This window comes from Stenotrophomonas maltophilia (assembly GCF_013464915.1).
Classification (GTDB): Bacteria; Pseudomonadota; Gammaproteobacteria; order Xanthomonadales; family Xanthomonadaceae; genus Stenotrophomonas; species Stenotrophomonas maltophilia_AT.
The window spans coordinates 55,089-63,110 of record NZ_RAVT01000012.1 but is presented as its reverse complement, the minus strand read 5'-3'; the positions used below and the strand labels follow the sequence as shown (position 1 = coordinate 63,110).

10 protein-coding genes are annotated in these 8,022 nt (G+C 66.2%); all 10 read left to right on the top strand.

The window, feature by feature from the left end; genetic code table 11:
* Nucleotides 1-62: 62 nt before the first annotated feature.
* The 10 genes from D7T59_RS04380 (at nt 63) to D7T59_RS04335 (ending at nt 8,004) form a co-directional block, all read left to right on the top strand.
* Complete coding sequence (locus D7T59_RS04380) at nt 63-407, top strand: DUF596 domain-containing protein (RefSeq protein ID WP_142807957.1); 345 nt, start codon at nt 63-65, stop codon at nt 405-407.
* A gap of 339 nt (nt 408-746) precedes the next feature.
* Nucleotides 747-1,070, top strand: coding sequence for a hypothetical protein (locus tag D7T59_RS04375; RefSeq protein WP_142807956.1), 324 nt, complete (start codon nt 747-749; stop codon nt 1,068-1,070).
* A gap of 94 nt (nt 1,071-1,164) precedes the next feature.
* Entirely contained in the window at nt 1,165-1,422 is a 258-nt protein-coding gene (locus D7T59_RS04370; protein WP_239503794.1) for a hypothetical protein, read from the top strand.
* 278 nt (nt 1,423-1,700) lie between these two features.
* Nucleotides 1,701-2,447 (top strand): N-acetylmuramoyl-L-alanine amidase, encoded by a 747-nt coding sequence (locus tag D7T59_RS04365; RefSeq protein WP_180851054.1) that lies wholly within the window; start codon nt 1,701-1,703, stop codon nt 2,445-2,447.
* A gap of 67 nt (nt 2,448-2,514) precedes the next feature.
* Nucleotides 2,515-3,681, top strand: coding sequence for a murein transglycosylase A (gene mltA, locus D7T59_RS04360; RefSeq protein ID WP_164137348.1), 1,167 nt, complete (start codon nt 2,515-2,517; stop codon nt 3,679-3,681).
* A gap of 109 nt (nt 3,682-3,790) precedes the next feature.
* A complete protein-coding gene (locus D7T59_RS04355; protein ID WP_053461818.1) occupies nt 3,791-4,105 on the top strand; it encodes a hypothetical protein in 315 nt (104 codons plus the stop codon).
* Between the two features lie 81 nt (nt 4,106-4,186).
* Nucleotides 4,187-5,248 (top strand): two-component system sensor histidine kinase NtrB, encoded by a 1,062-nt coding sequence (locus D7T59_RS04350; protein ID WP_164137347.1) that lies wholly within the window; start codon nt 4,187-4,189, stop codon nt 5,246-5,248.
* Nucleotides 5,241-6,689: a nitrogen regulation protein NR(I) gene (gene ntrC / locus D7T59_RS04345; RefSeq protein WP_164137346.1), complete on the top strand. Its 1,449-nt coding sequence runs from the start codon at nt 5,241-5,243 to the stop codon at nt 6,687-6,689. The genes D7T59_RS04350 and ntrC overlap by 8 nt, the downstream gene beginning before the upstream one ends.
* 93 nt (nt 6,690-6,782) lie before the next feature.
* The gene (locus tag D7T59_RS04340; protein ID WP_014035519.1) at nt 6,783-7,352 is read left to right on the top strand and encodes a superoxide dismutase family protein; all 570 of its coding nucleotides are present in this window, start codon (nt 6,783-6,785) and stop codon (nt 7,350-7,352) included.
* Between the two features lie 31 nt (nt 7,353-7,383).
* Nucleotides 7,384-8,004 carry a superoxide dismutase family protein gene (locus tag D7T59_RS04335; protein WP_164137345.1) on the top strand — a complete coding sequence of 207 codons (621 nt, stop codon included), beginning with the start codon at nt 7,384-7,386 and terminating at the stop codon, nt 8,002-8,004.
* Nucleotides 8,005-8,022 lie beyond the last annotated feature (18 nt).

The window sequence follows — 8,022 nt, the reverse complement described above, 5'->3', positions numbered from 1 at the left end:
GCCTCGCTATTCAATTGGAGCAATCGATAGGTCAGAGGCATCACCCCCAGCAGATCCAAGAAATGTCTGGCGTAATCAGGAATGTTCTTCATTACTCTTATGGCTACTCCATGGGAGTTCTATGGAGAAATATGAACATGGAGTTTGATGCGGGGAGTGTCGCTTTTGAGCAGCAGACGGAAGAGTTCTTCTCGATGCTTAGGATGTTGATGCAGGAAGGGAAGCTGAAGCTTGCCTCGGATGGTGTCTTCGCCGATGGCGATATCGATGCGCAACTGGATGTTTTGCGTCACGCTTGGCCTGCTACAAGAGATCAGGAAGATCTCGATGAGGATGGATTCTGGTTTCTTACGGATGCACCGTTTGGATTGGTTTGGACCGCGCCTGAGGGAGACGTCTGGACCTGATTTGAGTGTGGAATTCATCGGATGAAGCGGGGATGGCTTTTTGAAGCTGAAGTCCTCTCTCGTGAGTAATTTTTCGAGATTCCGTATCGCAATGCCTCGGTGATCGAAGTCGCCGGGTGATATATGTATCTACTGTCGAAGGATGATTGCTATCCACATGCGCTGTTGGGAGCCCTCGCAGAGGAAGGGGCACAAATAGCAGTTGATGCCGAAGTCGGCGAATGAAGCAATCTACAACGAAGCAATCATCAGGTCGGCTGCAGATCTATGGATGAAAGAATTAGAAAGCTCTGCGGCGAGATCTCTGCAATGGACGCTGCGGCCGCATCGGAGTGGTTGATGAACTACGCCGCCTTGAGGTCGGACAATTATCGGGATGCATTTGTTCTGATGAAGTGCCGTTCCTGGCCCAGGGCAGAGCAGAAAAAGTTGGCCAACTACTATTTGCAGGCTGTTCCTTATGCGAGCTCATATCCCTACGAGGTCTTTCTTTCGTTCATGTCGGTAAGGTCCTTCTTGAGTTGTCTTGATGCTTTTATTCCAGAGGCCGGTGCCTATCGTGACCTTCTCGCCTACCATCTTGGTCCAGTTCTGGATCGAGTGGGGAAGAATGATTCTGATCGGATGTTGATTGCGGAGTTCATGGGTGAGCTCAGCGGGTAGAGGGATAATTACGTCCGAATGCCCTGTACGCGGATGAGAACGCTCTGCCGTAGCATAAGACCTTTGACGATGGCGCCGCTGTAAAGGTTCGACGATGAGTATTTCGCTGTTTCTTGAAGTCGAGGTTGGTTCCAAACTCGAAGCCGTGCAACGAGCCTTGGATTCGATCCAGGCCGAGTATTCCGATGGTCTGGACAAGCTGCAGGGGTATCTTCCAGCATCCAACACGGGGTTCGGGTTCCGCATCGTTGAGCCGCCGGAGGCTGTCGTCGCAGAAGGGCTGGAGGCCGAGTGGCGCGTGGGGCTGCTGGGTTCGTTCCATTTCCGCGCAAGCGGATTTGAATGCGCTTGAGAAGAAATCTGCCGTTTCATCAAGCGCTATGCTGCGGGATGTGAATCGCGCTTCGTGCTTTCCTGCCAGTTCGAGAGCATCTATGCCGCAAGATTGGAGCAGGATCTGATCTTTCCGGGCCCTCCTGCCCCATAGTGCTGCTTAGCTCTTTTCATGTGATCCGCTACATCTTATTAATGATCAGGCACTGCCACCAGCACGTGGACTGCGGGTCATCGGCGATGTCGTTCGGCACGCTGCGTCGAACCACGGCTGCGGTCCATGGTTACAATCTGCCCATGATCAGCCCTCGCCTTCTGGTATCCGCACTGCTGGCGCTCGCTCTGACGGCCTGCACAGCTACCGCGCCCGTGCAGCACAACCCGCTCGCCACCTGGGTGCCGTCACCCAACCAGAACGCGCGCACGCCGGTCATGATCGTCATCCACCACACCGAGCAGAAGTCGGTGCAGCAAAGCCTGCATACGCTGCGTACCGCCAACAGCGGTGGGCCGGTCAGTGCGCACTACCTGATCGGTGCCGATGGCCATCGCTACCAGCTGGTCGCCGATGAGCGCCGTGCTTGGCACGCGGGTGCCGGGCGCTGGGGCACCATCACCGATCTCAACTCCGCCTCGATCGGCATCGAGCTCGACAACGATGGCCGCAGCCCGTTCAGCCAGGCGCAGATCGAATCATTGATCGTGCTGCTGCGCGATCTCACCACCCGCCTGAACATCCCGCCGCGCCAGGTCATCGCCCATGCCGACTTGGCGCCCACGCGCAAGCAGGATCCGAGCCGGTTCTTCCCGTGGCAGCAGCTGGCCGAGGCTGGCTTCGGCGTCTGGCCGCGCGCGGCCGACGGTGCGGCACCGGAAGGCTTCGACGCGTGGAATGCGCTGGCCCGCTTCGGCTATCCGCTGGACAACCGTGAGGCCACCGTCGCCGCCTTCCATCGCCGCTTCCGCGGCCGCGACGACCTGCCGAAGACGCTGGATGCCGAGGACGCGCGCATCCTGCATTCGCTGCTGCTGCAGACGCCGTGACCCGGCGCATGAACGCTGGACCCCGCGCTGGGTTGCCGCCCAGCGGCCGGCACTCCACCATGGCGGCATGATCGATTCCGCTACCTTCTTCAAGCGCAAGCACTGGACCCTGTTGGCAGCGGCCGTGCTCGCGGGCTGCTCCACCACCGCTCCCCGTACCGGATCCGAAGCGCCGACGCCGGTCACGCCGCCTGCGGCCACCTACGCCAAGACCGCATGGAGCGCATTGCCCCCGGTCTCCGATACCGATCTGCAGGCCGGCTTCATTGCCTGGCGCAGCAGCTGCCCCCGCCTGAAGAACGATCCGGTCTGGGCCAAGCCCTGCGCCACCGCCGCCGCGGTATCAGACAAGGACCCGTCCGCGATCCGCCAGTTCCTGCAGCGCGACCTCGATGTGTACGCGCTGCGTGCCGGTGGCCACCAGGCCGACGGGCTGATCACTGGCTACTACGAGCCGATCTACGCCGGTAGCCTCACCCGCACCGACAAGGCGACGGTGCCGGTGTACGGCACGCCGGATGATCTGGTGGTGGTGCAGCTGGAGAGCCTCTACCCGGAACTGAAGGGCAAGCGCCTGCGCGGGCGTGTCGAAGGCAAGGTGCTCAGGCCCTATGACGACGCCGGCACCATCGCGGCCAAGGGCGCCAAGGCCCCGGTGCTGGCCTGGCTGACCGATCCGATGGACCTGCAACTGCTGCAGATCCAGGGCTCCGGCCGGGTGCGCCTGGCTGATGGCACGCAGGTGCGGCTGGCCTATGCCGAGCAGAATGGCCACCCCTACCGTGCCATCGGCCGCTGGCTGGTGGACCAGGGCCAGCTGAAGAAGGAAGACGTCACCATGGACGCCATCCGCGCCTGGGCCCGGGCCAATCCCGCGCGCGTGCCGGAACTGCTGCGCAGCAACCCCAGCTACGTGTTCTTCGTGCGCAACCCGGACAGCCCGGAGGGTCCACGCGGTTCACTGAACGTGCCGCTCACCGCCGGCTACAGCGTGGCGGTGGACCGCACCGTGGTGCCGCTGGGCAGTCTGCTGTGGCTGTCCACTACGCGCCCCGATGGCACGCCCGTGGTGCGCCCGGTGGCCGCACAGGACACCGGCGGCGCCATCGCCGGTGAAGTGCGCGCCGACCTGTACTGGGGCAGCGGCGATGCCGCCGGCAAGCTGGCCGGCGACATGAAGCAGAAGGGCAATATCTGGATGCTGTGGCCGAAGGGCGTGGCGCTGCCGCAGTAGGTCGGCAGGGGCCAGATCCCTTCCCGCAGGGAAGGGATCTGACCCCCGGATGCCTGATAATGGCGTCATTCCGAACTTTCCGGCCGCGCCTGCGGCCAGGCCCCCTGCAATGACCTACGCAAAGCACAACGCAAAATCCGGCGCGAAATCCGCGGCAAAGAAGTACTACAAGCACTGGGCCGAATCGGGCCTGGGCAAGGGCAACGTTCTGATGGAAGCCCGTGGCGAGAAGATCGTGCGCCAGGTGGAAATCTACGGCACCAAGATGGTCTGGGCCGACGAGCATGCCCACAGCGACGACCGCTTCCTGCTGGCCGACCAGCCGGTGTCGTTCCTGGATTTCGACGAGGACGACGAAATTTCCGCACGCGAATTCGAAGCCGCCTGGAAGAAGGCCCGGGAAGCCACCGGCTACCCGGTGTAACGCTGCCCTGCCGGGGTCAGAGCCCTTTCCTGACGGAAAGGGATCCGACCCCGAACCCGCGTTTTGCACTACATTGGTGCAATGTCCGACCCCGCACCCCCGCCGTCCCTCGATGCCCTCGGCACGCCGCTGGCCTGGGCCGGGGCCGATGGCCGCATCATCGGCTGCAATCCGGCGTTTGGCCGCTGGCTGGGCGTCAGCGGCCGCCGCCTGCTGGGCCAGCCGCTGGCCGCGCTGGAAGTGCAGGGCGAGGCGCTGGCCCATTTCCTCGCCCGCGACGAGCGCGACAGCCTGCGCCTGAACCGGCTGGCGCTGGCGGTGCCCGGCGAGGCGCCGCGCTTCGCCGAGGGCTGGATGAGCCGCCGCGACGACGGCGGCTGGCTGCTGGAGGCGCATCCGGTCGACGAGTTCCCCGGTCTGGACCCGACCCAGGCCCTGCCCAGCGCGCTCAGCGCGGCGTTGAAGGGACTGGCCCACGAGCTGCGCAACCCGCTGGCCGGACTGAAGGGCGCCGCGCAGCTGCTGGCCCGGCGTGCTGCCCAGCGCGATGCCAGCGAACGCGAGCTGATCGAACTGATCGGCTCGGAGATCGAGCGCCTCAACGGCCTGCTTGACCAGCTGCTGTCGCCGGCCCCGGCGGCCCCACACGCCGAGCTGAACATCCATGCCGCGCTGGAGCGCGTGCTGCGCCTGGCCGAGAGCGAAGCCGGCTGGGCGGTGCGCCTGCAGCGCGACTACGACCCCAGCATTCCCGAATTCCATGGCGACGCCGACCGCCTCACCCAGGCGGTGTGGAACCTGGTGCGCAACGCGATCCAGGCCGGCGCCGGCAACATCACCCTGCGTACCCGCGTGGAGCATGGCGTGCGCATCGCCGAACAGCTGCACACGCTGGCGTTGCGCCTGGAGATCGCCGACGACGGCCGTGGCGTGCCCGAGGAACTGGCCGAACACCTGTTCCTGCCGCTGGTCAGTGGCCGCGCCGAAGGCACCGGGCTGGGCCTGGCGTTGGCCCAGCAGGTGGCGCGCGAACACCGCGGCACGCTCACCTACCGCTCGCGCCCGGGGCATACCGTGTTCACCCTGCTGCTGCCGATCGCCAACGGCACCGCCCCTGCCGAAGAGGCCCCGCGCGATGTCTGATGCTTCCACCCCCGTACAGCGTATCTGGGTGGTCGACGACGACCGCGCTGTTCGCTTCGTGCTGTGCACCGCGCTGCGCGAGGCGGGCTACCAGGTCGTTGATTTCGACAGTGCCGCCCCCGCGTTGCAGGCGTTGAACGAAGGCCCGCCGCCGGCGCTGCTGTTCACCGATGTGCGCATGCCCGGCGACGACGGGCTGGTGCTGCTGGACAAGCTCAAGGCCGCACTGCCGCAGTTGCCGGTGGTGGTGATGTCCGCCTATACCGATGTGGCCAGCACCGCCGGTGCGTTCCGTGGCGGCGCGCATGAATTCCTGTCCAAGCCGTTCGACCTGGACGATGCGGTGGCGCTGGCACAGCGCGTGCTGCCGGCGGTGGCACCGGCGCTGGCCGCGCCCACGCCCGCGGCGGAAACGCACAGCGATCAGCCGCCGCAACTGGTGGGCGATACGCCGCCGATGCGCGCGCTGTTCCGCGCCATCGGTCGCCTGGCACAGGCGCCGCTGGCGGTGCTGATCACCGGCGAGACCGGCACCGGCAAGGAACTGGTGGCCAATGCGCTGCATCGCGAATCACCACGCGCGCACGGGCCGTTCGTTGCACTCAACACTGCCGCGATCCCGGCCGAGCTGCTGGAAAGCGAGCTGTTCGGTCACGAGGCCGGTGCGTTCACCGGCGCACAGCGCCGCCATATCGGTCGCTTCGAGCAGGCCGACGGCGGCACGCTGTTCCTCGATGAAATAGGCGACATGCCACTGCCGCTGCAGACCCGCCTGCTGCGCGTACTGGCGCAGGGCGAGTTCTTCCGCGTCGGTGGCCGCGAGCTGATCCGCGTCGATGTGCGTGTGGTCGCCGCGACCCACCAGGACCTGGAAGGCCTGGTCGCGCAGGGGAAGTTCCGCGCCGACCTGCTGCACCGCCTGGACGTGGTGCGCCTGCAGCTGCCGCCACTGCGCGAGCGCCGCGAGGACATCGCGCAACTGGCCAGCACCTTCCTGGCCGCGGCCGCACGCAAGCTGGACACGCCGCCGAAGCGGCTCACTGCCGCCGCCCTGCAGGCGCTGCGCGAACACGACTGGCCGGGCAACGTGCGCGAACTGGAAAACGTGTGCTGGCGGATGGCCGCGCTGGCCGCTGCCGACACCATCGGCGTGGCCGACGTCGATACTGCGCTCAATCGCGCGCGTGGCCGCCGCAGCCCCGCGCACGGCGCCGATCCTGGGCAGTGGGAAGCGCTGCTGGCCGAGTGGGCGCGCCGGCAGCTGGCCGAAGGCGCCGAAGGGCTGCACGCGCAGGTGCGCGAGCGCGTCGACCATGCCCTGCTGGAGGCCGCGCTGCAGATCACCCACGGCCGCCGCGCCGAAGCCGCTGCCCGCCTGGGCCTCGGCCGCAATACCCTTACCCGCAAGCTGGGCGCCGGGCGCCGCCGCGGGGGCCATTGAACGGTCCCTGCACGCGATCCTCGCGCCCGCTTGCCGAACCGTTGATCGTTCATGGACGATGCCGTCCGTAGTGTCATCTGCAAGGAGTCTTCGATGCGTCTGTCCTTTGCCATCCTGCCGTTGTCCGCCGCCGTGCTGCTGTCTGCCTGTGGCAGTGCGCCGAAGAAGGCCGAGCCCACCCCGCCGCCGCCGACCGTGGTCAGCGCCGCCAAGCAGGCCGAGGCCAACCTGTCGCCGGCCTCGGCCAGTATCGTCAGTGGCCGCATCGCGCTGATGGTGGAGCCCGGCGGCATCCACATCACCGGGCTGATCGGTGGCCTGCAGCCGATGCAGCAGGCCGGTTTCCACATCCACGAGCGCGGCGACTGCAGCGCGGTGGATGCCAGCAGCGCCGGCAACCACTTCAACCCCGGTGGCGCCGCGCATGGCCGCGCCGGCACCGGCAAGCACCACCTGGGCGACATGGACAATCTGCGTGCCGACGCCCAGGGCCGCGCCAACGTCGATATCCACCTCAAGGGCGTTACCCTTGGCGGAGGCGCCGCCACCGATATCGCTGGACGTGCACTGGTCGTGCATGCCAACGCCGACGACTATCGCAGCCAGCCCGCCGGCAATGCCGGCGTCCGCATCGCCTGTGGCGTGATCCGGGTTGTCCGCTGATCACTGCAGGCTTCATCCAGGGAGAGATTCCATGCGCTTGATCCACACGTCGCTGTTCGCCGCCATCACCGCGCTGGGCCTCGCGGCCTGCGGCCAGCAGCCCGCCGCACCGCAGGCGGAAACCACGCCGGCGGCGCCGGCTGCCACCACTGAACCGGCTGCCGCACCGGCAGCGGCCACCGCACCGGCCGCCGATGCTTCGGCCACCGCCGAGCTGGCACCGACCCAGGGCAACGAGGCCAAGGGCAGCGTCACCTTCAAGGTGGTTGACGGCAAGGTCCACGTGACCGGCCAGATCAGCGGCCTGAAGCCGGGCAGCGAGCACGGCTTCCACATCCACGAGAAGGGCGACTGCAGCGCGCCGGACGGCATGAGCGCCGGTGGCCACTTCAACCCGGGCAAGCAGGATCACGGCAACGTTGCCACCGATCCGCACCACGGTGGCGACATGCCCAACATCAAGGCCGACGACAAGGGCGTGGCCATCATCGACGGCCCGGTGTCGAGCAACGTCAACATCGGCAAGGGTGATGACTTCGACATCATCGGCCGCGGCCTGATCGTCCACGCCGATGCGGACGACTACAAGACCCAGCCGACCGGCAACGCCGGCGCGCGCCTGGCGTGTGCAGTGATCCAGAAGGCCCCGTAAGAAGCTGAAAACGCCGGC